The sequence below is a fragment of the Paraburkholderia dioscoreae genome (assembly GCF_902459535.1).
In the GTDB taxonomy this organism is placed as follows: Bacteria; Pseudomonadota; Gammaproteobacteria; order Burkholderiales; family Burkholderiaceae; genus Paraburkholderia; species Paraburkholderia dioscoreae.
The window spans coordinates 4,088,466-4,112,242 of the sequence record NZ_LR699553.1 but is presented as its reverse complement, the minus strand read 5'-3'; the positions used below and the strand labels follow the sequence as shown (position 1 = coordinate 4,112,242).

At 64.9% G+C, this 23,777-nt stretch carries 26 protein-coding genes and 1 riboswitch; of the genes, 17 read left to right on the top strand and 9 right to left on the bottom strand.

The window, feature by feature from the left end; translation table 11 throughout:
* Positions 1-17: 17 nt before the first annotated feature.
* Complete coding sequence (locus PDMSB3_RS18590) at positions 18-1,292, bottom strand: D-amino acid dehydrogenase (RefSeq protein WP_165187149.1); 1,275 nt, start codon at positions 1,290-1,292, stop codon at positions 18-20.
* Positions 1,293-1,309: 17 nt separating this feature from the next.
* The gene (locus PDMSB3_RS18585) at positions 1,310-2,569 is read right to left on the bottom strand and encodes an MFS transporter (RefSeq protein WP_007180177.1); all 1,260 of its coding nucleotides are present in this window, start codon (positions 2,567-2,569) and stop codon (positions 1,310-1,312) included.
* Between the two features lie 221 nt (positions 2,570-2,790).
* On the opposite strand from PDMSB3_RS18585, the gene PDMSB3_RS18580 reads away from it, so the two are divergent.
* Complete coding sequence (locus PDMSB3_RS18580) at positions 2,791-3,738, top strand: tyrosine-protein phosphatase (RefSeq protein ID WP_007180178.1); 948 nt, start codon at positions 2,791-2,793, stop codon at positions 3,736-3,738.
* Positions 3,739-3,912: 174 nt separating this feature from the next.
* Here the strand turns inward: PDMSB3_RS18580 and PDMSB3_RS18575 are convergent, their stop codons facing one another.
* Entirely contained in the window at positions 3,913-5,184 is a 1,272-nt protein-coding gene (locus tag PDMSB3_RS18575; protein WP_007180179.1) for an ATP-binding protein, read from the bottom strand.
* On the bottom strand, positions 5,181-5,921 hold the full coding sequence (locus PDMSB3_RS18570; RefSeq protein WP_007180180.1) for a response regulator: 741 nt from the start codon (positions 5,919-5,921) through the stop codon (positions 5,181-5,183). The genes PDMSB3_RS18575 and PDMSB3_RS18570 overlap by 4 nt, the downstream gene beginning before the upstream one ends.
* Before the next feature lie 638 nt (positions 5,922-6,559).
* Here PDMSB3_RS18570 and PDMSB3_RS18565 point away from each other — a divergent pair.
* From PDMSB3_RS18565 to PDMSB3_RS18555, 3 genes are read left to right on the top strand one after another with little or no spacing between them, the layout of a single operon-like run.
* Complete coding sequence (locus PDMSB3_RS18565) at positions 6,560-6,727, top strand: DUF6726 family protein (protein ID WP_007180183.1); 168 nt, start codon at positions 6,560-6,562, stop codon at positions 6,725-6,727.
* Between the two features lie 3 nt (positions 6,728-6,730).
* Entirely contained in the window at positions 6,731-7,444 is a 714-nt protein-coding gene (locus tag PDMSB3_RS18560) for a hypothetical protein (protein ID WP_007180184.1), read from the top strand.
* Positions 7,445-7,496: 52 nt separating this feature from the next.
* Positions 7,497-8,165, top strand: coding sequence for a flagellar basal body L-ring protein FlgH (locus tag PDMSB3_RS18555; protein ID WP_007180185.1), 669 nt, complete (start codon positions 7,497-7,499; stop codon positions 8,163-8,165).
* A 72-nt stretch (positions 8,166-8,237) separates the two neighbouring features.
* On the opposite strand, the gene PDMSB3_RS18550 is transcribed toward PDMSB3_RS18555, so the two are convergent.
* The 5 genes from PDMSB3_RS18550 to PDMSB3_RS18530 all read right to left on the bottom strand — a co-directional run bounded on the left by PDMSB3_RS18550 (position 8,238) and on the right by PDMSB3_RS18530 (position 13,080).
* On the bottom strand, positions 8,238-8,975 hold the full coding sequence (locus PDMSB3_RS18550) for a response regulator (RefSeq protein ID WP_007180186.1): 738 nt from the start codon (positions 8,973-8,975) through the stop codon (positions 8,238-8,240).
* A 92-nt stretch (positions 8,976-9,067) separates the two neighbouring features.
* Complete coding sequence (locus PDMSB3_RS18545) at positions 9,068-9,709, bottom strand: hypothetical protein (RefSeq protein WP_007180187.1); 642 nt, start codon at positions 9,707-9,709, stop codon at positions 9,068-9,070.
* 68 nt (positions 9,710-9,777) lie between these two features.
* Positions 9,778-10,245, bottom strand: coding sequence for a hypothetical protein (locus PDMSB3_RS18540; protein ID WP_007180188.1), 468 nt, complete (start codon positions 10,243-10,245; stop codon positions 9,778-9,780).
* Between the two features lie 286 nt (positions 10,246-10,531).
* Entirely contained in the window at positions 10,532-11,332 is an 801-nt protein-coding gene (locus PDMSB3_RS18535; RefSeq protein WP_007180189.1) for an SDR family NAD(P)-dependent oxidoreductase, read from the bottom strand.
* Complete coding sequence (locus PDMSB3_RS18530; RefSeq protein ID WP_007180190.1) at positions 11,329-13,080, bottom strand: ABC transporter ATP-binding protein/permease; 1,752 nt, start codon at positions 13,078-13,080, stop codon at positions 11,329-11,331. Before PDMSB3_RS18530 ends, PDMSB3_RS18535 begins: the two co-directional genes overlap by 4 nt.
* 383 nt (positions 13,081-13,463) lie before the next feature.
* A riboswitch (TPP riboswitch) is annotated at positions 13,464-13,587 on the top strand.
* Between the two features lie 217 nt (positions 13,588-13,804).
* Here PDMSB3_RS18530 and PDMSB3_RS18525 point away from each other — a divergent pair.
* From PDMSB3_RS18525 to PDMSB3_RS18465, 13 genes are all read left to right on the top strand, one after another.
* Positions 13,805-14,935: an FAD-dependent oxidoreductase gene (locus PDMSB3_RS18525; protein WP_007180191.1), complete on the top strand. Its 1,131-nt coding sequence runs from the start codon at positions 13,805-13,807 to the stop codon at positions 14,933-14,935.
* Positions 14,936-15,016: 81 nt separating this feature from the next.
* A complete protein-coding gene (thiS, locus tag PDMSB3_RS18520; RefSeq protein ID WP_007180192.1) occupies positions 15,017-15,214 on the top strand; it encodes a sulfur carrier protein ThiS in 198 nt (65 codons plus the stop codon).
* A gap of 56 nt (positions 15,215-15,270) precedes the next feature.
* Positions 15,271-16,086: a thiazole synthase gene (locus PDMSB3_RS18515; RefSeq protein ID WP_007180193.1), complete on the top strand. Its 816-nt coding sequence runs from the start codon at positions 15,271-15,273 to the stop codon at positions 16,084-16,086.
* The gene (gene thiE / locus PDMSB3_RS18510; protein WP_007180194.1) at positions 16,083-17,186 is read left to right on the top strand and encodes a thiamine phosphate synthase; all 1,104 of its coding nucleotides are present in this window, start codon (positions 16,083-16,085) and stop codon (positions 17,184-17,186) included. The genes PDMSB3_RS18515 and thiE overlap by 4 nt, the downstream gene beginning before the upstream one ends.
* 94 nt (positions 17,187-17,280) lie before the next feature.
* Entirely contained in the window at positions 17,281-18,102 is an 822-nt protein-coding gene (locus PDMSB3_RS18505; RefSeq protein ID WP_007180195.1) for an ABC transporter ATP-binding protein, read from the top strand.
* Entirely contained in the window at positions 18,099-18,866 is a 768-nt protein-coding gene (mlaE, locus tag PDMSB3_RS18500; RefSeq protein WP_165187147.1) for a lipid asymmetry maintenance ABC transporter permease subunit MlaE, read from the top strand. The genes PDMSB3_RS18505 and mlaE overlap by 4 nt, the downstream gene beginning before the upstream one ends.
* A 91-nt stretch (positions 18,867-18,957) precedes the next feature.
* Positions 18,958-19,503, top strand: a complete 546-nt coding sequence (mlaD, locus tag PDMSB3_RS18495) for an outer membrane lipid asymmetry maintenance protein MlaD (RefSeq protein ID WP_007180197.1) — start codon at positions 18,958-18,960, stop codon at positions 19,501-19,503.
* A gap of 11 nt (positions 19,504-19,514) precedes the next feature.
* On the top strand, positions 19,515-20,546 hold the full coding sequence (locus tag PDMSB3_RS18490; RefSeq protein WP_007180198.1) for an MlaA family lipoprotein: 1,032 nt from the start codon (positions 19,515-19,517) through the stop codon (positions 20,544-20,546).
* Between the two features lie 117 nt (positions 20,547-20,663).
* Positions 20,664-21,296 (top strand): MlaC/ttg2D family ABC transporter substrate-binding protein, encoded by a 633-nt coding sequence (locus tag PDMSB3_RS18485; protein ID WP_035518479.1) that lies wholly within the window; start codon positions 20,664-20,666, stop codon positions 21,294-21,296.
* On the top strand, positions 21,293-21,586 hold the full coding sequence (locus PDMSB3_RS18480; RefSeq protein WP_007180200.1) for an STAS domain-containing protein: 294 nt from the start codon (positions 21,293-21,295) through the stop codon (positions 21,584-21,586). Before PDMSB3_RS18485 ends, PDMSB3_RS18480 begins: the two co-directional genes overlap by 4 nt.
* A 171-nt stretch (positions 21,587-21,757) precedes the next feature.
* Positions 21,758-22,690, top strand: coding sequence for an ABC transporter ATP-binding protein (locus PDMSB3_RS18475; RefSeq protein ID WP_165187145.1), 933 nt, complete (start codon positions 21,758-21,760; stop codon positions 22,688-22,690).
* Entirely contained in the window at positions 22,687-23,451 is a 765-nt protein-coding gene (locus PDMSB3_RS18470) for an ABC transporter permease (RefSeq protein WP_007180202.1), read from the top strand. Before PDMSB3_RS18475 ends, PDMSB3_RS18470 begins: the two co-directional genes overlap by 4 nt.
* A gap of 15 nt (positions 23,452-23,466) precedes the next feature.
* On the top strand, positions 23,467-23,706 hold the full coding sequence (locus tag PDMSB3_RS18465) for a BolA family protein (RefSeq protein ID WP_007180203.1): 240 nt from the start codon (positions 23,467-23,469) through the stop codon (positions 23,704-23,706).
* Positions 23,707-23,777 lie beyond the last annotated feature (71 nt).

Below are 23,777 nucleotides of genomic sequence, written 5' to 3'. Positions count from 1 at the left end.
GCCAACGCGCCGTGGCGCTATGTGCCTGACTTGCGATACCGCGCCAATGTCAGTCCATCCAGATCGATCTCCGGCTTGCGGTCCGTAATCAGGTCCGCGACCACGCGACCCGAACCCATCGACATCGCCCAGCCCGTCGAGCCGTGCCCGAGGTTCAACCACAGTTTCTCCACGCCTGACGGACCAAGCAGCGGCGCACCGTCGGGTGTCATCGGACGGCGGCCCACCCAGAAATGCGCGGACGTAGGATTGGCCGCGTGTGGGAACCAGTCGCCGAGCACTTTCATTAGCGTTTGCAGAGCCTGTTCGCGCAAGGTGCTCTCGCGATTGCCGAGTTCGGCGGTGCCGGCCACCCGCAGGTTGTTGCCGAAACGCGTGATCGCCGTTTTCAGCGATTCGTCCATCAACGCGGCGCGCGGGGCTTTTTCTTCGTCGGTGATGGGCAGCGTCGCCGAATAGCCTTTCACCGGATAAAGCGGCACCTTCACACCGAGCCGCGCGAGCAGCGCGGCACTGTCGACGCCCAGCGCCACCACCACGGCATCCGCGTGCAACATCCCGGTGCCGCGTTCGCTCTCGATACGCACCGCGCGTACCGCACCGCCTTGCACGTCGAGCGAAGTCACCCGCGTGTCGAAACGAAAGCGCACGTCGTTGCGTTCGCAGATCGCGCGCAGTTCGCGGGTAAAGCGGGCGCAATCGCCGGCTTCGTCGTCGGGCAGATAGAGCCCTGAGAGCGGCGCCTGACGCGCCCAGCGCAAGCCCGGCTCGATCTCGACACACTGCGCCGTACTGACTTCCCGGTGCGCGATGCCGGCATCGCGCAGCACCGCAAGCGCCGGTTGCGCGAGTTCGACGTCGTACTCGCTGCGAAACAACTGCAGATAGCCCTGGCTGCGGCCATAGTCGAACGGATGGCGGCCGCGGAATTCATGCAGGCATTCGCGGCTGTAGTAAGCAATGCGCTGCATGCGCTGCTTGTTGACGCGAAACCGTTCGAGATCGCATTCGCGCAGCCAGCGCACGATCCAACGCCACTGAGCGGGATCGAAAGTCGGGCGGAAGATCAGCGGCGAGGCCGGTTTGAACAGGTATTTGAGAATCTTGGCCGGCATGCCGGGCGCGGCCCAGGGCGTCACGTAGCCCGGTGCGATCACCCCCGCGTTGCCGAAACTGGTGGAGAGCGCGACATCCGGCTCGCGCTCGATCACCGTCACCTCGCAGCCTTGCTGGCGCAGATAAAAAGCCGTGGCGACGCCGATCACGCCGCCGCCCAGAACAATCGTTTTCATGTGTGTGTACTGCGGATTCAGGCAGCGGGGCGGGTGGTCCCGAGTACCTTGCCCTTGGTCTCAGGCAGACATATCGCCGCGATGATCACGAGCAGATAGCCCGAGCCCGCCACGATGCCCATCGCCTTCACCAGCGTCATGGTTTGCGACAGTGTACCGACCAGAATCGGAAAGAACGAGCCGAGCCCGCGCCCGAGGTTGTAGCAGAAGCCTTGTCCCGAGCCGCGTATCGCGTTCGGATACAGCTCCGACAGGTATGCGCCCACGCCTGCAAAAATCCCCTGCACCACGATGCCGAGCGGAAAACCGAGCGCGAGCATCATGCCGTCGGTGATCGGCAGCATGGTGTAGAACATGCCGAGTACGAACGAGCCGATTGCGAACAGCACGAACGACGCACGCCGGCCAATCCTGTCGCACAGAATCGCGCCGACAATATAGCCCGTGAACGAACCGACGATCAGCACGATCAGATAGCCGCTCGTGTTGAACACCGACAGATGGCGCACGGTCTTCAGATAAGTCGGCAGCCAGGTGGTGATCGCGTAATAGCCGCCGAGCATGCCGGTGCACAGCGCGCTGCCGAGCAGGGTGGTTTTGAGGTGAGCGGCGGAGAAGATCTGCAGGAAGTGCGAGGTGTCGAAACCGCTCTCGCGGGCGCGGCGCGTTTCGAGAAAGATTTCCGGATCGCTCACGTTGCGGCGAATATAGATGATCCACGCCGCGGGCAACAGGCCGATCCAGAAGCAGGCTCGCCACGCATATTGCTCCGGCAGCAGCGCGAAAAAGGCCCAGTAGATGATCGCCGCAGCCGCCCAGCCGAACGACCAGCTGCTTTGCACGGTGCCCACGGCTTTCGCGCGGTGCTGAGGCGAGCGAATGGTTTCGGCCATCATGATCGTCACGACCGACCATTCACCGCCGAAGCCAATGCCCTGCAGCGTGCGGGTGGCGAGCAGTTGCCAGAACGAGTGGGTGAAGCCCGACAGAAAGGTAAAGAGCGCAAAGGTGGCGATAGTCCACTGCAGCACCCGGATGCGGCCATAGCGGTCGGCGAGAATGCCGGCGAGCCAGCCGCCCACCGCCGACGAGATCAGCGAACTGGTGGCGATCATGCCGGCTTCGCTCCTCGTCATGCCCCATGTCGCGATCAGCGTCGGAATGAGGAAGGAGTAGATCATGAAGTCGAAGGCGTCGACCGCGTAGCCGCCGAAGCCGGCGTACAAGGTGCGGCGTTCGCGCTGGGTCAGTTCGGTAAACCATTGGAGAGAGGGCATTTTTGTTGTGGTCGCCAGGACGTGTCGGCCTGCCGTGGGCTCGAATGTGGGGTGTTCGTATTCTACGGGGCGTGGCGTAGTGGGGCCAGTTGTGGTCAAAAATGGCGGTCATTCCTTACCAACTACTACCGTGTAACCCAAAATATACAGAGCGTGGTTAAACTGCACTCGCAGTGCCGATGCTGCGACTCACCTTCTCACGTCCGCGCCAGCCACGCCTAATGCCCGCTACCGCAAAAACCTGCTCGCCGTTCTGTCGCTCCGCGAGCACGTTCCTGCGGACAAGCCGGATTTCGGCCCGTGAGGCCGTGGCGTCGCGCCGGAACTTTCTGAAGCGCTCGGCCGGCGCCCTGCTGATCTCCGGCGTGGGCGGCTCGCTGCTGTCCGCTTGCGGCGGGGGCAACCTCAGCGACGATCCGCCTGCAACGCCACGCCTTGCGTCGGTCGGCAACTTTCGCGACCTCGCGGGGGCGGCGCCCTATCCGACCGTCGACGGCAAACAGATGCGCCGTGGCGCGTTCTATCGCGCGAACGCGCTGACGCTCGACGCCGCCGACCAGGCCGCGATCGACCGGCTCGGCATTGCCTCGGTCTACGATCTGCGCACGCCGGCTGAAATCGCGCGAACCGCCGATATTCTGCCGCGCGGCGCGACAACCCGGACGCTCAACGTGCTGGGCACCGCCGACTTCGTCGCGCCGGCTTTCGACACGGCGGCCGCCGCCGTCGCGTTCATGGAGGCGCAGGCGCGCGGCTACGTGACCGGCGCCGCGCAGCGCGCCGCTTACGGTGCGCTCCTGACGAATCTGGCCGACGCTCCCGGCGCGCAACTGTTTCATTCCAGCGCGGGCAAGGATCGCGCGGGCTGGATCGCGGCGCTCCTGCTCAGCATTGCGAATGTGCCGCTCGACGTGATCATTCAGGACTATCTGTTGAGCAACGTCTATCTGGCGCCGCAGATCAAGGCGCAAACCGACACGCTGCGCACGCAGGACGGCGACGCCGCCGCTTCGGTCGAAGCGCCGTTGTTGAGCGTTCAGGAAAATTACTTGCAGGCCGGCTTCGACCAGGTGCAGGCGAGCTACGGCACGATGGTGAGCTACCTGACGCAAGGCCTCGGCGTCTCGCAGGCGACCATCGACACTTTGCACAGCCGCCTCGTGGTCTGAAGCGTCAGCGTGTTGCGTTCACCGCAGGCAAAAAAAGTCCGCCCCAAGGGAGCGGGCGGACGGAGAAGGGCGGCATCGAGGTTGCCGGGGCCGACTATAAGGCCGCCGCGCCTGCGAGAGTCCGTCCAGTAAGGGCGCGTAAGCGCCCATAAGAAGCGCCAGCGCAACTTCCGCTCACGTCAGCGCTGGCACCGCGGGCAATTCGATCCGCACTTCCAGACCGCCCTGCGCGTGATTGCGCACGTGACACCGTCCGCCGCGGTCGTGCGCGAGCCGCGCGACGATCGCGAGACCCAAGCCGCAATGGCCTTCGCCGCCACGCGCGGCGTCGAGCCGTACGAACGGCTTCATGGCGGCGGCAATGCGCCCGTCGGGAATGCCGGGACCGTGGTCGCGTACGCTGATCACCCAATGGCCGTCATGGCGCGCGGTGCCGATATCCACGGGCGGCGCGCCGTGTTCGAGCGCGTTATCGACGAGGTTCGTGACCAGCCGGTCGAGCAGCGTGCGCGGCAACGTGAACGCCGAACCGGCACGCAGGTCGAGCTTGAAGAGCGGCGTTTCGGTGCTGTCGCCGGCGGTGAACTGTTCCCGCAGGAAATCGTCGACCTCGACCGGCGGGCCGGCTTCTGCGGACTGGCCCGCGAATTCGAGAAACTGCTGGACGATGTTGGTCAGCGAGTCGACATCGCGGATCAAACCGGCGCGCTCGTTTTCCGCCACCAGTACGCTCGCGCGCAACTTCAGCCGCGTGAGTGGTGCTTTCAGATCGTGCGCGACGCCGGCCAGCATCACGGCCTGGTCGTCGCCGGCTTCGTTCAGGCGCCGCATCATGTCGTTGAAGGAGCCGATCAGATCGCGCAGCTCGCGCGGGCCTTGCACTGTCACCGGCTCCGGGCGGCCGCCCGAGCCGAACGCGCGCGCGGCGTCGGCGACGCGCGACAGCGGCCGCTGCATCTGCCAGGCGGCGAACACGGAGAGGATCAGCGCGGCGAGCAGCATCGAGATCGACTCGATGAGGAAGCGCGGGCGCGGCGGTACGTCCACCGGCACGACAACCCAGTTCGACTTGCCGGGAAACAGCACCCACAACTGCGGCGGGCGCAGGTCGTCGACGGCGATCCGGGTGCCGGGCGGCAGATTCTCGCGCAGATGCCGGCTCAGTTCGACCAGCGGATGATTGGCCGGCTCGTGCAGATGCACGCTCGCCGGCATGTTCCAGGTGGGCACGAGATGCACGCGCATGGCGGGCGCGAGCGCGGCGCCTTTCATCGGCTCGCCGTTGATCGCCTGCAACACCAGCAGGATGCCGCGCGCGAAGCCGTCGATTTCATGGCGCGGCGGCTGCATCACCACCAGCACGAACCAGCCGGCCTGAATCGCGAACAACACCGCCGCCGAGAGTAACGCCATCCTGCCGAACAGCGTGTTCAGCGGGTTCTTCATGCGCCTCTGGCGGCCTCGTCGGCGAAGGGTGTGCCGTCGGCGTCGGGCACGAACACATAGCCTTTGCCGCGCACCGTCTGCACGTAGCAGGGGTTCGACGGATCGTCTTCGATCACGCGGCGCAGGCGCCAGATCGGCACGTCGAGGCTGCGGTCGCGGAAGGCGAGATTGTCGCGATGCACGAGATCGTGAATCAGCACGCGCGAGAGCACCTTGTACGGATTGTTGACGAAGATCTTCAGGAGCGCGAACTCACTGTCGCGCAGCGGCAGTTTCGAACTGTCCCGGCACAGCGAACGGGTTGCGAAGTCGAGCTCGAACGGACCGAAGCGATACGGCTTGCGGGCTTCCGGCGCGCTCGTGGTGGACGGCCCGCGCCGGCGCAGCACCGTGTGGATGCGCGCGAGCAATTCGCGTGGGTCGAACGGCTTGGTCAGGTAGTCGTCCGCGCCGAGCGAGAGTCCGACAATGCGGTCGGCCACCGTGCCGCGCGCCGTCACGAAGATCACCGGGATATCGTCGCCGGCGGCGCGCAGCGCGGTGAGCGCGCGCAGGCCGTCGGTGTTCGGCATCATGATGTCGAGCACGACGACCGATGGCCGTTCACGTTCGAGCCGGCGCTGGAGATGGGTGCCGTCGTGGAGCACGGACGCATCGAAGCCGTTCGATTGCAGAAACTTGCAAAGCAGATCGCGTACGACCGGATCGTCGTCGACGATAAGGACCTGTGGATTCATGGCGAAATTCTAGACTGGCATGTGCGACAGGCGTCCGACTGTTTTCTTACCAATGCTTACGTCACGCTGCGCGGCTGTCGGCGGCTCGTTTGCGGCGACCGTCACACAAGGCTCACGGGATATTCAGCGCGGCCATATTCGGCAATGTGCGCAGCAGCGCCCGCGGCCCGCTTCGCATCCCCAACATTCCTCCCAAGAAAGAATTTGCGCGTATTTGGAACTGGCCGAAACGGCGCGCAACGGCTCGTAAGAACCGCCGGAAAGCGCGCGTTCCTTCGTGCATCGGCACCGCGTGTGCAGCGAGATGATTCGTCGTGCAGTACGTTGCGCCGCATGCTGAAAACAGCCTAACGCCTTGGGCCCACGGCAGGCGGCGTGAAATCGAAACCTAGCGCCACGCGAGGCTCATCATGACCGTTCCCAGCAATCTCACCTCCACCCGCTTTTCTTCGCTGGCGCCAACGCCGCCGACGGAAAGGCCCGCAGCCGCCAACAGTTCGAGTGCCGCCGCGCAGACACGGGAGTCCGCCAGCCGGACACAGCCGTCGCTGCCTGCCGGGCTCGTCGGGCATCACGTCAATACCACAGCCTGACGTACAGAGGCCCGTGTGTCGACCCCGAGAATTCTTCACCGCTTCATGCGAATTGCCGCGTGGTTGACGCTCGGCGCGGCGCTGCTGCCTCTGGGTGGCTGTGCCGTCGCCGCGCTGCCGTGCCGGCTGACCTCGGCCACACTGAAAATCATCCCGGTCGTCGGCCATGCCGCGGCCTCGCCGTTCGACATGTGTTCATCCGCCATCGACTGAATCATGACACTCAAACGGATTGCCTGCGCGCTGGCATTGCTGGGCGGCGTGTTTTCGTTGACCGTTGAAGCGCAGCCGCTCGTGCGTGAGACGGGTGCGTCGAGCGCCGCGTCGAAAGAACCTTCCGCCGATGCACGGCGGCGCCCGCAAGACGCGCCGTTCGCGTTCCGTGGCGTCGCGCTCGGCATCACGCTCGACGAATTCCGTGCGGGCTCGACCGTGCGGGCCACGCCGCCCGGCAGCGTGCCGGTCTGCGAGACGGACGTGCAGGCGGGCGCGCTCGGCATGCGGCTGAAGTCGCACGAGAGCCTGACGGTGGCATGCCGCTGGGCATATCGCGCGGACAACGGCTGGGTGGTGTCGCAAGCGGTGGTCGACGGCGCGCCCGCGCTGGAGCATGTGCTGCGCTTTGCGCGCGTGGACGGGCAACGCGCGCTGCGGCTGTACGAAATTTCTTTCGTGATCGACGAGATCACCGCCGAGGACTTGCGCGACGCGCTCGCGGACCGCTACGGGCCACCGCGTCAGGCGACGCAGAACGTGTCGGCCTCGGGCGCAATGCCCACGTACGTCTGGGAAAACGCGGTGAGTTCGATCACGTTGTGCTTTCTGCCGGGCACTCGCAACGGCACGCTCACCTATTTGCTGAAGGGCTCGGATGCGTGGGTGAAGTCGGTCGTGCGGCAATGGCAGGCGAGCGGCGCCGAGGCGGGTTGATGAGCGGCATTGAGTGTGTGGCCGTGAGGCCCGTTTCGAACAAGGAGCATGCATGACTGCGCTACGTCTCACTGTCGCGCTAGGCGCGGCGGCCTGCCTCGCGGCTTGCGCGAGCCGGCAAAATTCGATCGTGGATACGCCGATGGCGCCCCCGCTCGCCTCGGCGCCGTTGAACGTCAACACGCAAGGCGCGATCTATCAGGCCGGCGCTCCGTTGCTGCTATACGAAACACCGCGCGCGCAACATATCGGCGACGTATTGACGATCCGTCTCGCGGAATCGTATAGCGGCAATAACAGCGCGACCGCCGCGGCGAGCCGTTCGAGCAGTATTACCGCCGACGCCGCCGACCACTCCACCAATGCCGCCGCGCGACTCGCGCGATTGTTCAACATCGGCTCGGCGAGCACCGACTACAAGGGGCAAGGCAGTCTCACCGATGTCAGCGGCATGAGCGGCACGCTTGCCGTCACGGTGATCGGCACGATGTCGACCGGCAACCTGGTGGTGTCGGGCGAGAAGGTCATTGCGATGAGCGGCAACCGCGACCGGCTGCGCCTGTCGGGCATCGTCAATCCCAAGGATATCGAAGCGGGCAACTATGTTGCGTCGGGCAAGGTGGCGAACGCGCGTATCGAACAGGCCGGTGTGGGGATGGTGTCCGACGCCACGACAATGGGCTGGCTGCAGAGAATGTTCCTGAGCGTGCTGACGTTCTGAGCGGCCGGCGTGCTGGATAGCTGACGCGCAGCGGTGCAAGAGGCGATATCCATCGCACCTTGCGTCACCCGGTCAGGCCAGCGGCGCGTCGCGTTCGGCTGCGCCGATTTCACCGTCCGGCACGAACACGTAGCCGCGTCCCCACACGGTTTGCACATAGCGCGGCTCGGACGGATCGACTTCGATCAGCCGGCGCAAACGCCAGATCGAGACGTCCAGGCTGCGATTGCGATGCAACTCGCTATTGCCGTGCAGCTTCTCCAGCAACTGCGCGCGCGTGAGCACGGTCATCGCGTGGGAGACGAATATCTTGAGCATGGCGAATTCGCTCGAACGCAACGCAATGCGCTCGCCGTCCCGGCGCAATTCGCGCGCCGGGAAATTCACTTCGAAACGGCCGAAGCGGTATGGCGCGCGCTGCTCCGGCGCGCTCGGGGCAATGGAGCCGCGACGGCGCAGCACGGTGCGAATCCGCGCGACCAGTTCGCTCGGTTCGAAGGGCTTGCCGAGATAGTCGTCCGCGCCGAGTTCGAGGCCGATCACGCGGTCGATGGGATCGGCACGCGCGGTCAGCAGAATCACGGGAATGTCGTCGCCGGCTACGCGCAACGCGCGCAGCGCGCTGATGCCGTCGAGCTCCGGCATCATGATGTCGAGCACGATCAGGGCTGGCCGCTCGTCCTGCAATTGGCGCTGCAGCGCCATGCCGTGTTCGAGCGTGTCGACCTTGAAGCCGCGTCCCTGCAGATATCCGCTGACGAGCTCACGTACGACGGGGTCGTCGTCGACGACAAGAATGGATGGGTTCATTCAGGTCATCTTAGAGAAGCGTGCGCGCGCAGCAAAGCACGTCACGCTTTCGAATCCTTTCCCATGTAAGAGAAAGCAAGAGGCCCGCGCGCCTAGTTCGCCTGGGAAGTCTGAATGGTCTGCGGCGGCTGGCGCCCGAAGTCGGTCCGATCCACTACCATTCGCGCGATCAGGCCATTGAGCTTGGTCGAGGCCGAAGAGAAGCGGTCGGTGTTCAGGCCGCCGGTCTGATAGCGGGCCGTGACCAGAATACGGCCGTTCTGGATCAGCGTCAGGTCGATGATCGACAGGTACTGGATCGTTTCGTCGCTGAACGAGCGGCGGCCGTAATCGATCGCGGCGTTGTAGACGAGGCGTGCCTCGCAGCCGGCGGGCGATGTGCCCGGATTGTAGACGTCCGAACGAATGCCGCGCCGGTCGAGCGCGAGTTGCAGCGCCGGCACGAAATCGCCGACCGACACGTTCTGATTCACTTCGACGCAGACGTGGCGCACGTCGGCCGGCCGGCCGTTGACGAAGGTCGGCGACGAGTAGTTCGCGGCGATCGCGTAGCCCGCCTGTATGACTGAACCGGTGGCGTCGGCGGCCTGGATCAGCGTCCATGCGCAGCCGTTCAAGCCGAGCGCCAGGGTCGCGGAGACGGCGAGCCACGCGCACGGACGCCACAACGCGATCCACGCGGCCCGTGGGGCTCGCGTGAAAGCGTCAGCGCGCATGGTCGGCATGAAGGTCATGAGGCGGCGTCGGGCGGCGGTCGGAGAATTGCGGGAATCACAGCGGGTAACGGCGATCGGGCTCACGCTCAGCGCGTGACGCGCAGGCGCAATTCGTTCTGCCCCTGCACGCTTGCCGTGACACTGACGCGCCGCTCGGCGGTGGTCACGATGAAATGCTGGCGCGTCGGAGTGTTGATGTCATGCACGACATTCGGGAAGCAGGCCGCGATATCGGCGCCGAATTCTTCGAGCGGATCGGAGACGACACCGTCGGCTTGCCAGTGCGCGCGCCAGTGGCAATCGTATGCATGCGTGCTGGCGCGGCAGTCGTCGACGCTTTCCGTGCCCGGCAGTTGCGCGGCGGATTGGGTCTGCAACTGCCGGAAATCAGCGGCGTCGACGATGTGCTTGAGCGCGGGGCAAACGTCGGCCGGCTCGTGAGCGAGACTGGCCTGGTTCGCTTGTGCCGCATGCGCGGCGCTCGCGACGAGCAGCGCGCCGAGCGCAAGCGCGAGACGCTGGGTCAAAGGATGGAAGCGGCGATCGAATGACATGTGAGAATCCAGTAGCGGTGAATGACGTGGGGCAGGACGTGGTACGGCCCGCACGACTATCGTCGCCGCCGGAGGGCATTTTCAAAGCACAGAACAGCTTGCCGGCTTCGCAAATGCTTTCGAACTCTTCTCGCGTGTTTCGGGATGTTGCGGCGCGAGCCTGGCATCGCCAGGGTTGGCGGCCGGCGCGCTGCGTTCTGGCGTGGCTGCGTGAGGAGGCGTTGCGGCCGAGGTGCCGCACGTGTGGCTCTTGTGAGGTACCTGCGGCTTGCGTGGCGCCTTTCGCTCAGCCGAGCGTGAGGCCGCCGTCGATGTGGATCACCTGGCCGGTGATGTGGCGCGCCTCGTCGGAGAGCAGGAACGCGATCAGCGCGGCGATGTCCGCAGGTTCGGCGACATGGCCGAGCGGCGTCGCTTCGGCGGCGCGACTCCACACCGCTGCATTATCGGCACTCGGGCCGCGATCTTTACGCGTATAGCCGGGCGCCACGCAATTGACCGTCACGCCGTGCGGTGCCAGTTCCGCCGCGGCGGTTTTCGCCAGCGATTCGAGCGCCGCTTTCGCGGCGGCTGTCGCGGCAAACGGCGCGTCCGCGCGATAGCGGTGCGCGACGAACGAACTGAGCGCGATCACGCGGCCGCGCTTCGACGTCTCCAGCGCGGGCGTCGCCCGTTTGACGAGCGCCGCGAATGCGGCAGGCATGGCCGCGAAGGCTGCGCTGAACGCGTCCGGATCGAGTCCACCAAGCGTTTGGCGCTGCGCGTGTCCCGCGTTGGCGACCAGTTGATCGAGCGCGCCGAAGCTCGCCAGCGTTTGATGGATCAGATGCTCCGCGGCGCCGCGTTCGGCGAGATCGCCGTACACCGTCGCGCAGCGCGAGCCGTTCGCGCTGCAATCGGCGGCGACCTGCGCGAGCCGTTCACGCGCTTCGTGGTCGGCGCCGCGTGCGTGCAGCATCAAGGCCGAGCGTGGCGCGGCAATGCGCCGGGCCAGCGCGGCGCCGATGCCGGAACCGGCGCCGGTGATCAGCACGACGCGCTCGAATCCGGCGCTGCCCGCTTCGTTCAGATCGCCGACGTCGCTCATGCCGCGACCGCTTCGTCCGAGCGCTCGACGTCGAGCGTTTCGTCATGGAACGCGGCCAGCGACTCGCGATGCGCGACACTGACAATCGCCGCCTTCGGCAGCCTTTCCGTGAACAGGCGATACAGGCGCGCCTCGTTTTCCGCGTCGAGCGCGCTGGTCGCTTCGTCGAGGAACAGATAGTCCGGCTTGTGCAGCAGCACGCGCGCGGCGGCAAGGCGCTGTTGCTCGCCGGGCGAGAGAATGCGGGTCCAGTGTCCCGATTCCTGCAGACGGTCCGCGTACTCCGACAGATGACAGACGACGAGCGCTTCGCGGCATTCGTCGTCGGTGTAGGTGTCGGCGGCGGACGGGTAGGCGAGCGCCGCTTTGAGCGTGCCGATCGGCATGTAGCTGACCTGCGGGATGAACATCATGCGCGCGTTGACCGGGGCGTCGATCGAGCCGTCGCCGAACGGCCACAAGCCGGCGAGAGCGCGCATCAGCGTGCTTTTGCCCGAACCCGACGGGCCGCGTACCAGCCAGCGCGAGCCCGGCCGGATCGCGACATCGCGAATGCGCGACAGCGGATTGCCGTTGGGCAGGGCGAGTTTGAGACCTTCGGTGGTGAGTTTGTCTTCGTCGACGAAATGCAGATTGATACCGCCATGCGCGGTAGCCGGCGAGACCGATTCCTTCAGGTGCGGCGCGTGCACGACACGCTTGAATTCACGCAACCGGTTCACGGTGGCGCGCCATTCGACCAGGGTGCCGTAACTGTTGATGAACCAGGAGAACGAATCGCTGACGGTGCCGAATGCGCTGGAAATCTGCATCAGCACGCCAAACGTGAAGGCGCCGGCGAAGTAGCGGGGCGCGGCGACCACCAGCGGGAAGATGATCGCGATCTGGCCGTAGAAGCTCAGCACGAACGTGAGGCGCTTGGTGTACTTCATCACCTGCCACCAGTTGTCGCGGATGCGCGCGAACAACGAGTGCGCGTTCTTCTTCTCGGTTTCCATGCCGTTGTAGAAGGCGATCTGCTCGGCGTTTTCACGCAGACGGATCAGGCCGAAACGGAAATCCGCCTCGACTTTCTGCGCCTGGTAGTTGATCGGCACGAGCGGATGGCCGACTTTCTGGATGATCAGCGAGCCGACCACGGCATAAAGCGCCGCGGCCCACACCATGTAGCCGGGGATCTCGATCGGCATGCCGCCGAGCGAAATGGTCAGCGCGCCGGCGAGCGACCACAGGATCGTGATGAACGACACCAGTGTGACGACCGTGGACAGCAGGTCGAGCGTCAGCGAAAGGGTGCTGGTGGCGAACGATTGCAGATCGTCGCTGATCCGCTGGTCGGGGTTGTCGGCGAGGCGGTCGCGCTCGATCCGGTAGAACGCGCTGTCTTTCAGCCACTCGTTCAGATAGCGCGTGGTGAGCCACTGGCGCCAGCGGAACCCGAGCATCTGGCGCAGGTAGCGGCCGTACACGGCGAGAATGATGAAGCCGAACGCGAGTGCCGAGAACACCATCAGCAGGTGCGGGAAGTCGTGCACGTTCTTGGTTTGCAGCGCGTTGTAGAAGTCGGCGCTCCAGCGGTTCAGACGCACGTTGATCCACACCACGAGCAGATTCATCACGATGATCGCGATGAGCAGGCCCCATGCCGTGTTTCGTTCTTCGGAGACCCAGTAGGGCTTGATCAGGCTCCAGGCGGAGACTTTTTCGTCGGGCGGCAGCGCGTGGCTGGCAGAGGTATTCGGTGTCATGAGCATCCTGAAGTAGTGCTGGCCCATTCGGGGCTGACCCGTGGAGCAGGTCCGTCTGCGGGCTGCCCTGCGGCGGGTTTGCGTTACATGCCCGGGCGTCGTGCTCGACGAACGCACGCCCGGGTGAGCGTCCGATTCTGGCGCGAAGCCCTTAAGCGAAAATTAATGCTCGCCGCGAGGCCTTGCCGGATCCCGCCGGGAACGTGGCGAGGTCGGCTGGCGTGCCGTCCGCGCCGCATTCGCGCGGCATCCTGTGCTGGCATTGTGCCAGAGCGCCGCCTTGGACCGTATTGATAGTGAGAAAGATGGTGCCGGATCAAATTCCGTGCGGCGTGGCGAGCCGCTGGTTTGCGGGCGCCGCGCCTTTTATGGTCTAATGGGCTTCGACGAAACAGGGGTGCTTCGCGCACAGGCGGCATGGTTTTCATGCTGCGGCGGCGAGGCTGAGAGAGACCCTTTGCACCCGATCCGGGTAATACCGGCGCGGGAAGTTTCCGGAAGCAGCCAGTCTTCCATTCCCCGCCGGGCGGCGTTAGTCATTGGAGCGCGCATTGCCCGGCCGGCCTCACCCGCCGGTTTCGTCCTGGGTACGTGCGTTTTTGTGGCCGTACGGAAAGGACTCGATGACCGCCTATTCTTCAGATATGTGTTTTGCTCTTCGTCACGCCGCCGTCGGCGCGCCGTGCTTCAGCGTTGCTTGCCGTCCTGAAACGGAGTGTGCGCGATGACGCGTCCTGCACAACCCGATTTCGCCGTGCTCGGCGGTGGCCTGTGCGGGCGGCTGGTCGCGTGGCGTCTCGCCGGACTGGGGCATCGCGTGGCGCTCTATGAGCGTGGCGACGCCGCCGGTTCGCAAGCCGCCGCGTGGGTCGCCGCGGCCATGCTGGCGCCGCTCGCGGAAGCAGCCAGTGCCGAGTTGCTGATCACGCGCCTCGGCGCGAGTTCGCTCGAGAGCTGGCCGCAAGTGCTGGCCGAGTTGCCCGAGCCGGTGTTCTTTCAGCGCAATGGCACGCTGGTTGTCTGGCATCACGCCGACCGCACCGAAGCGCCGCTGTTCGAGCGCCGGGTGCGCTCGAATGCCCCGCCGGAATTGCTGGACGGAGGCTTCATCACTCTGGCGGGCGCGCAGCTCGGCGCGGCCGAGCCTGCGTTGGCGGGGCGTTTCAATCAGGGCTGGCTGTTGCCGCGCGAAGGCCAGCTGGATAACCGGCAGGTGCTGGCGGCGCTCGCCGCAGGCCTCGCGCAACGCGGTGTCGAAACACACTGGAATACGCCGGTCGACGATCACGCGCTGCCGGCCGCCCATATCACGATCGACTGCCGCGGCCTCGGCGCGAAGTCCGTGCTGCCCACGCTGCGCGGCATTCGCGGCGAAGTGGCGCGCGTGCATGCGCCCGGTATCAAACTGACGCGGCCGGTGCGGCTGCTGCATCCGCGCTATCCGCTCTATATCGCGCCGAAGCAGGACGATCTCTACGTGATCGGCGCTACCGAAGTGGAAGGCGAGGACATGTCGCCGGTCAGCGTGCGCTCGGCGCTCGAACTGCTGAGCGCGGCGTTTTCCGTGCATCCCGGCTTTGGCGAGGCACGCATCCTCGAACTGAATTCGCAGTGCCGCCCCACTTTACCGGACCACCGTCCGGCTTTGCTGTGGGACGGCGCGCAGACGCTGCGCGTGAACGGCCTGTACCGGCACGGCTACATGATCGTGCCCGAAGTCGCCGACGAAGCCGTGCGCTTTGCCGCGGCGCGGCTCGACGGCCGCATCGGCGACGCCGATGCTTTCGCCGACTGGCAACGCGGTGCTCGCTGGAGCGAGCTCTTTCAACTGGACTCCGCGCGGGAGCCGGCATGAGCGTTGCGCGAGTGGTCTTTATCCGGACGAGCGCTGCGCTGCGCGCGGCTTTCGCCATCGATTGAACCGTATTCGGACATCATGGACATTCATATCAATCAGAAGCCGTTGTCGCTGCCCGAGGGCGCGACTGTCGCCGACGCGCTCACCGCGTACGGCGCCCGCCCGCCGTTTGCGGTCGCGCTGAACGGCGATTTCGTGGCGCGCACCCAGCATGCGGCGCGCGCGCTGCAGGCAGGCGACAAACTCGACGTCGTGCAACCCGTGGCCGGCGGCTGAGCGTCTCGCCACGCATTGCCGGGCTGCCGGTGTGCACGAAACCAAGGATTATGCAAATGACTTCCCTCCAGACCGCCGACGCGCTCACGCTTTACGGACAGACCTTCGCGAGCCGTGTGCTGCTCGGCACCTCGCGCTATCCGTCGTTGCAATCGCTGTCCGATTCCATTGGCGCGGCGCGCCCCGGCATGGTGACCGTCGCGCTGCGCCGGCAGATGAACGAAGGCGGCGCGGAAGCCGGCTTCTTCGACCTGCTCAAGCGTCACGGCGTGCCGCTCCTGCCGAACACGGCCGGCTGCCTGACCGTCGGCGAGGCGGTGACGACCGCGCATATGGCGCGCGAAATCTTCGACACCGAGTGGATCAAGCTCGAACTGATCGGCGACGACTACACGCTGCAGCCCGACCCGGTCGGCCTGATCGAAGCGGCCACGCAACTGGTCAAGGACGGCTTCAAGGTGCTGCCGTATTGCACGGAAGACCTGGTGATCGGCCGCCGTCTGCTGGACGCCGGCTGTGAAGCGCTAATGCCGTGGGGCGCACCGATCGGCACCGGCAAGGGCGTGATCAATCCGTACGGCCTGCGCGTGTTGCGCGAGCGGCTGCCAGACGTGCCGCTGATCGTCGACGCCGGGCTCGGCGTGCCGTCGCATGCTGCGCAGGTCATGGAGTGGGGGTTCGACGGCGTGCTGCTGAACACCGCCGTCTCGCAGGCAACGCACCCCGACGCGATGGCACGCGCCTTTGCGCTGGGCGTCGAAGCGGGCCGCCAGGCTTTTCTGGCGGGGCCGATGGCCGAGCGCGAAAGCGCGCACGCGAGCACGCCGGTGGTCGGCATGCCGTTCTGGCATCAAGACGGGAGCGCCGCATGACGCAGACTTTGACATTGAAAGATCGCGACCTTTTCTGGCCGCCCGCCGACGAACTCACCGAGGCCGCCGAGCGCATCCGCGCCCGGCTGGGCGACTGGCCGCCAACTCATGCGCCGTGGCGCATCTGCCTGACCGCGCCGGACGAACTGAACGGCAGCGACCTGATCGTGATTGCCGACGCGCAGCAGCACGGCGAGCAGATGGCGCGCTGGCTGGTGCGCGGCGCCGGCGTGATCGAAGCCGCCGAGGAGAAGGCCACGCTGCATCTGGGCGGCGAAAAATACCGCCTGGAAGGCCATCTGGCGGAAGACTGGATTGCCGCGCTGGCGGCTTTTCTGGACTGTGGTTTCGATCCGCATGACGCATTGGTGCTGGCGCTGGCCTGGCGCGACGGCGACGAAACCCGTGCCGACGACGCCTTTCCCGCTGATCTCAGCCGCTTTCCGCGTCTCGCCGGTTTGCCCGACGCGCCTGCGCAGGCGTTCGCGCGCTGCCCGGAGCGGCTCGGCTTGTATCCCGTGCTGCCGACCGCGGAATGGGTCGAGCGGGTAGTCGGTTTCGGCGTGAAGACGGTGCAGTTGCGCCGCAAATCCGCCGAACCCGCCGACGAACTGAAGCGCGAAATTGCCCGCTGCGTGGCGGTCGGCCGTCAGTACGATGCGCAGGTGTTCATCAACGACCATTGGCAGGCTGCGCTCGAAGCCGGCGCTTACGGTGTCCACCTCGGCCAGGAAGACGTGCATACGGCGGACCTCGCCGCGCTCGCGTCGGCAGGCGTACGTCTCGGTCTGTCGACCCACGGTTTCTACGAGATTCTGAAAGCGCTGCATTTCCGGCCAAGCTACATTGCACTGGGCGCGGTGTTTCCGACCACCACCAAGATCATGCCGACCGAGCCGCAAGGCCTGCGGCGTTTGGCCCGCTACGTGCGGCTGCTCGATGGCGTCGTGCCGCTGGTGGCGATCGGCGGCATTGACCTGCAAGTGCTGCCCGACGTGCTGGCCACGGGCGTGGGCAGCGCGGCCGTGGTGCGTGCGGTGACCGAAGCAGCGGATCCGGGTTCTGCCGTTTCTGCACTGCAACAAGCGTTTACGCAATAATCGTCACGTTTGGTTAACGACGGGGCACCCTCAGGGCAACTTTTGCACGATGGCCCTATAATTCGGCCTTCCGTGTAAAAGGACTGTCAGTTTCGTGTCTTCCTCACCCGAGACCTTACTCGAGTTGCGCGACGTCGACTTCGGTTATGGCGACCGGCTCGTCCTGTCGAACCTGAACCTGCGCTTCAAGCGCGGCCAGGTCGTCGCGGTCATGGGCGGCTCGGGCTGCGGCAAGACCACGGTGCTGCGCCTGATCGGTGGTCTGGTGCGCGCACAGCGCGGCGAGGTCCTGTTTCACGGCCAGGACATCGGCCGGCAAACGCGCGACGGCCTCTACGCGCTGCGGCGCAAGATGGGCATGCTGTTCCAGTTCGGCGCGCTCTTCACCGACATGTCCGTGTTCGACAACGTCGCCTTCGCGCTGCGTGAGCACACCGACCTTCCCGACGAACTGATCCGCGACCTCGTGCTGATGAAGCTCAACGCGGTCGGCTTGCGCGGCGCGCGCGACCTGCTGCCGTCGGAGATTTCAGGCGGCATGGCGCGGCGCGTGGCACTTGCGCGCGCCATCGCGCTCGATCCCGAACTGATGATGTACGACGAGCCGTTCGCCGGTCTCGATCCGATTTCGCTCGGCATTACCGCGAACCTGATCCGCGCGCTGAATCAGGCGCTCGGCGCCACGTCGATCCTCGTCACTCACGACGTGCCGGAATCGTTCGCGATTGCCGATTACGTCTACTTTCTGGCCAACGGCGGAGTTCATGCCGCAGGCACGCCCGCCGAACTGCGGGAGTCGACCGATCCCACCGTGCGCCAGTTCATCGACGGCGCGCCGGACGGCCCCTTCAAATTTCACTATCCCAGCAAGACGCCGCTCGCGGCGGACTTCGGCATTGGCGGAGGTCAGTCATGATCAGTGCGATCGGCCGCTCGGTGCTCGATGGGCTGGGCACGGCCGGCTATGCCACGCGTTTCTTCTTCCGGCTGCTGCTCGAGTTTTTCCCGTTGTTGCGCCGTCCGCGTCTTGTCACGAAGCAGATCCACTTCGTGGGTAATTATTCGCTGGTGATCATCGCCGTGTCGGGCCTGTTCGTCGGCTTCGTGCTCGGTCTTCAGGGGTATTACACGCTGACCCGGTACGGCTCCGAGGAGGCGCTCGGACTGCTGGTCGCGCTCTCGCTCGTGCGCGAACTCGGGCCGGTGGTCACGGCGCTGCTGTTCGCCGGGCGCGCCGGTACGTCGCTCACGGCCGAGATCGGCTTGATGAAAGCGGGCGAGCAACTGACCGCAATGGAAATGATGGCGGTGGATCCGGTGAAGGTCGTGATCGCGCCGCGCCTGTGGGCGGGCATTATTTCAATGCCGATCCTCGCCGCGATTTTCAGCGCGGTCGGCGTGTTCGGCGGCTATGTAGTGGGCGTGCTGCTGATCGGTGTCGATGCCGGTGCGTTCTGGTCGCAGATGCAAGGCGGCGTCGATGTCTGGCACGACGTGGGCGCCGGCGTCGTCAAGAGCGCGGTATTCGGCCTCGCGGTGACGTTCGTTGCGCTGTTTCAGGGCTATGAAGCCAAGCCGACGCCGGAAGGCGTGTCGCGCGCCACGACCAAGACGGTCGTGTACGCGTCGCTTGCCGTGCTCGGCCTCGATTTTCTGCTGACCGCGCTGATGTTCAGCTAAGACTGCGCCACATTTTTTTCGCTGGCGGCGCGTCTACCGGACGCACGCGGCGGAAGTGTCGACGGCGTGGCGGATTCACTTTGGGATGACGATGAAAAAGACTGCTCTCGACTTCTGGGTCGGCCTGTTCGTGGTGTTGGGTTTCGTGGCGTTGCTGTTCCTTGCGCTGAAGGCCGGCAACATGAGCTCGTTGTCGTTCCAGGCAACATATCCGGTCAAGCTCAAATTCGACAATATCGGCGGACTGAAGGCGCGCGCCCCTGTGAAGAGCGCGGGCGTGACGGTCGGGCGGGTCGGTGAGATCGGCTTCGACAGCAACGCGTATCAGGCCGTCGTCACGATCGATCTCGACAAGCAGTACCAGTTTCCGAAAGACACGTCGGCGAAGATTCTGACTTCGGGTCTGCTCGGCGAACAATACATCGGGCTCGAGCCCGGCGGCGACACGGAGATGCTCAAGGCGGGCGACACCATCTCCATGACGCAATCGGCGATCGTGCTGGAAAACCTCATCGGACAATTCCTGTATAGCAAGGCTGCGGATTCCGGTGCGTCCAAGCCTGGCGCGGCCGGGAGCGCACCCGCAGCAGCGCCTGCGGCACCGGGCCTGCCCGCCTCCGGCGCGGGCGCTCAATAAGGAGAAAAAGAATGCAGACCACACGCATCCGGGCCGCGCATGCCTTCCCGATCGCTAAACTGGCAGTCGTCACAGCGCTGCTCGCCGGCTGTACCACCGTGCAGACACCGACCAAGGGCGACCCGCTCGAAGGTCTGAACCGCACGATGTTCACCGTCAACGACAAGCTCGACCAGTACGCGCTCAAGCCGGTCGCGAAGGGCTACGTGTGGGCGACCCCGCAGCCGGTGCGCGACAGCGTGACGAACTTCTTTTCGAACATCGGCGACGTCTACATTGCGGCCAACAACCTGCTGCAGCTGAAGATCACCGACGGTGTCGAAGACATCATGCGGATCGTGATCAACACGGTGTTCGGTGTGGGCGGCCTGTTCGATGTGGCGACGCTCGCCAAGCTGCCCAAGCACGACAACGACCTCGGCCTGACGCTCGGTCACTACGGCGTGCCGGCGGGCCCGTACCTCGTGCTGCCGTTGTTCGGGCCGAGCACCGTGCGCGACGCGGTCGGCTCGATCGGCAATTACTATATCAACCCGCTCAGCTACGTCGATCCGGCTGGTCTGAGCTGGGCTTTGTACGGCCTGAACGTGGTCAACACGCGTGCCAATCTGCTGGGCGCGAGCGACGTGCTGGAAGGCGCCGCGCTCGACAAATACTCGTTCGTGCGCAATGCGTATCTGCAACGCCGTCAGTACCTGTTGTCGGACGGCAAACAGTCGCAGGCGCTGCCGAACTACGGCGACGAAGCGCCGCTGCCGAAATACGACGATATGGAGGGCAGCGCGGCCGGTGCGCCGGCAGGCGCCGTAACCGGCACGGCGGGCACGCAAGGTGCTGCTGCCGCGAAGGCGCCGGCTTCCGGCGCGACGGCGGCAACGTCGCCGCAAGCGGCGTCGGGCACTGCGGCAGTACCGGAAGCCGCGTCGGGCAGCGCCGAAACGCCGCCGCTCGACCTGAATGGCGGCCCTGAAACGACGCAGATCCCGGCCGGCCAACTGGTCCCGCCTACGCGTTTCAATTTTCCGTCATTCAAATTGCGTTGATCGTGCAGCCGTAACAGATCGATACGACTCTCGCAGTTTGCGCATGGATTGCGGCTGAACTCGCGTGCTAATGTCGGCTCAAACGGTTGCACTATTTTTAAGGCAAGGCTCCCTATGATGAAAAAATTCTTCTTGATTCCGCTGTTCGCCGCGCTGTTCTCGTTTGCCAGTGCCGGTGTATCAGCACAAACGGTCGACACCAATTCGCCCGACGGCATGATCAAGACGGTTACCCAGCAGGTGATCGACTCAATTCGCGCAGACAAGTCGATCCAGCAAGGCGACATCTCGCACATCACCCGGCTGGTCAACGAAAAGATCCTGCCGTACACCGATTTCCGCCGCACCACGCAACTGGCAATGGGCCGCAACTGGCGCACGGCCACGCCGGAGCAGCAAAGCCAGGTGGTCGAGCAGTTCAAGATGCTGCTGATCCGTACGTACTCGGGCGCGCTGGCTCAGGTGCGTGACCAGCAGATTCAATACAAGCCGTTCCGCATGAGCCCGGACGACACCGACACGGTGGTGCGCTCGGTCGTGATGAACAACGGCTCGCCGATCGAACTCGACTACCGTCTGTACAAGACGCCGCAAGGCTGGCGCGTGTATGACATCAATGTGCTCGGCGCATGGCTGATCCAGGCGTATCAGCAACAGTTCAGCGAGCAGATCCAGCAGAAGGGCGTGGACGGACTGATCCAGTTCCTCACGCAGCGCAACCAGCAACTTGCCGCGGGCAAGCAGTCGTGAGCGAAGTGTCGAACCCTGTCGCCAGCCGCTTCGAGAGCGGCGCGACGCTGACCCACGAGAGCGCGAGCGCCGCGCTCGCGGCGGGTTTGCAACGCATCGCGGCGGGCGCGAACGGCGTGGATTGCGCGCCGCTCGCGCAATTCGATTCGTCCGCGCTGGCTGTCCTCATCGCATGGCAGCGGGCCGCCCAGGCACGCCGGACCCCGTTCGAAATCGTCAATCTGCCGGCTGGCCTTGCCAGCCTTGCGCAAGCCTACGGCGTCGATACCCTGCTATCGGCGCGACATTGACGCGCTAACCGCGTCACTTCCCAACCCCCCGGCTGAGATAGGGCCACTGATTTTTGCCCTATAATCAAACGTTTTTTGGGGCCCATAACCGGCCCCAATTCCGTTCCTTCCAGCATTTGTGCGCCCCCTCAGGGCTCCTTTAGGCGCCGCGACGCACGCGGCCCACAGTCAATGTCAGCCATAGAAATTCGTAACGTCAAGAAGCGCTACAAGGACTTGCAAGCGCTCAAGGGCGTCAGCCTCACAGTTGAAGAAGGCGAGTTCTTCGGACTCCTCGGTCCGAACGGCGCGGGCAAGACAACGCTCATCAGCATCCTCGCCGGGCTCGCGCGAGCCGACGAGGGCAGCATCGCGGTGCGTGGCCACGACGTCGTGAGTGATTTCCGCGCCGCGCGCCGCGCGCTTGGCGTGGTGCCGCAGGAACTCGTGTTCGATCCGTTTTTCACGGTGCGCGAAACCTTGCGCATCCAGTCCGGCTATTACGGTCTGCGCAACAACGACGCCTGGATCGACGAGATCATGGCCAATCTCGACCTCACCGATAAAGCCGACGCCAACATGCGCGCGCTGTCGGGCGGCATGAAGCGTCGCGTGCTGGTCGCGCAGGCGCTGGTGCACCGGCCGCCGGTGATCGTGCTCGACGAGCCGACCGCGGGCGTCGACGTGGAGTTGCGGCAAACGCTGTGGAAATTCATTTCGCGCCTGAACCGCGAAGGCCACACCATCGTGCTGACCACGCACTATCTGGAAGAAGCCGAGTCGCTGTGCGATCGCATCGCCATGCTGCGGCGCGGCGAGGTCGTGGCGCTCGAGCGCACCAGCACGCTGCTGCAACGCTTTGCCGGCATGCAATTGTTCCTGCGCTTCTCGCAAGGCGTCCTGCCCGCCGATCTGCGTCCGCTCGAAGTGGAAAGCGGCACGGGCAACGGCAATGGCCGCCAGCATCTGCTGCGTCTCGCGAGTTACGACGACGTCGAGAAAATTCTCGCGCAGTGCCGCGCAGCGGGCTGCGCATTCGAAGAAATCGAGGTTCGCAAAGCCGATCTCGAAGATGTGTTCGTTCAGGTGATGAACGGTCCGGAAGTGATCGAGGGGCTTGCATGAGCGGTTACAGTGGATTCACCACGCTGTTTTACAAGGAACTCCTGCGGTTCTGGAAGGTAGCGTTCCAGACCGTGCTGGCGCCGATCATCACCGCGCTCCTGTATCTGACGATTTTCGGCCACGCTTTGCGCGGTCATGTGCAGGTCTATCCGGGCGTCGAATACACGAGTTTCCTGATTCCGGGTCTCGTGATGATGAGCGTGCTGCAAAATGCATTCGCCAACAGTTCGTCCTCGCTGATCCAGTCCAAGATTACCGGCAACCTGGTGTTCGTCCTGTTGCCGCCGCTGTCGCACTACGAGATGTTCGGCGCCTATGTGCTCGCGGCCGTGGCGCGAGGGCTGGCGGTCGGCTTCGGCGTGTTCATCGTGACGATCTGGTTCGTGCCGGTCAGTTTCAGCGCGCCGCTCTACATCGTCGCGTTCGCGATTTTCGGCGCGGCGATTCTCGGCACGCTCGGCTTGATCGCCGGGATCTGGGCCGAAAAGTTCGATCAGCTCGCGGCGTTTCAAAATTTTCTGATCATGCCGCTCACGTTCCTCTCGGGCGTGTTCTACTCCACGCATACGCTGCCACCGGTGTGGCGCGAAGTGTCGCGGCTCAATCCCTTTTTCTACATGATCGACGGCTTTCGCTACGGTTTCTTCGGGATGTCGGATATCAATCCGCTCGCGAGCCTCGCGATCGTTGCCGGTTTCTTTGTGGTGCTGGCCGTGGTGGCGATGCGCATGCTCGCTTCCGGCTACAAACTGCGCCACTGATCAGGAGCTTCTCTTATGTTGCCGACTCCCGAACAGGTCAAGCAATACATCGCGGCTGGGCTCGCCTGCCAGCATCTCGAAGTCGAAGGCGACGGCCAGCATTTCTTTGCGACCATCGTTTCGCCGAGCTTCGAAGGCAAGCGTCCTATCCAGCGCCATCAACTCGTGTACGCGGCGCTCGGCGACCGCATGCGCGAAGAAATCCACGCGCTCAGCATGAAGACGCTGACGCCCGCCGAATGGCAGAACGCGTAATCTGGAAATTTAGTGCGAATTACTCAAGAAGGGCGCGACGCCGGTAGCGGCGCGTCGAACACAGTCAAAGC